2 tRNA genes and 1 rRNA gene are annotated in these 537 nt (G+C 48.0%); all 3 read left to right on the top strand.

Features of this window, described 5'->3' with window-relative positions:
* Positions 1-55 (top strand): 16S ribosomal RNA (locus IM271_RS20145); the annotation flags it as partial.
* 70 nt (positions 56-125) lie between these two features.
* Positions 126-202 (top strand) — tRNA-Ile (locus IM271_RS20140).
* Between the two features lie 38 nt (positions 203-240).
* Positions 241-316, top strand: a tRNA-Ala gene (locus IM271_RS20135).
* The last annotated feature ends 221 nt before the right edge of the window (positions 317-537 follow it).

The raw sequence follows: 537 nt of genomic DNA, 5'->3' as shown, positions 1-537 counted from the left end.
GGTGAAGTCGTAACAAGGTAACCGTAGGGGAACCTGCGGTTGGATCACCTCCTTACCTTAAAGAACCTGCCTTTGTAGTGCTCACACAGATTGTCTGATGAAAAACAGCAGTAAAAAACCTCTACAGGCTTGTAGCTCAGGTGGTTAGAGCGCACCCCTGATAAGGGTGAGGTCGGTGGTTCAAGTCCACTCAGGCCTACCAAATTTGCGAAGCAAATTTGAAGAGGTTGGCAAAACGATGGGGCTATAGCTCAGCTGGGAGAGCGCCTGCTTTGCACGCAGGAGGTCTGCGGTTCGATCCCGCATAGCTCCACCATCTTTTACTGCGAACACAAGAAAACTTCAGAGTGAACCTGAAAAGGTGCACTGCGAAGTTTTGCTCTTTAAAAATCTGGATCAAGCTGAAAATTGAAACGACACACATGTTATGTGTGTTCGAGTCTCTCAAATTTTCGCAATCATGAAGTGAAACATCTTCGGGTTGTGAGGTTAAGCGACTAAGCGTACACGGTGGATGCCCTGGCAGTCAGAGGCGAT

The organism is Enterobacter cloacae complex sp. I3 (assembly GCF_014896175.1).
Lineage (GTDB): Bacteria > Pseudomonadota > Gammaproteobacteria > Enterobacterales > Enterobacteriaceae > Enterobacter > Enterobacter bugandensis.
This window is presented reverse-complemented; position numbering and strand designations above follow the sequence as displayed.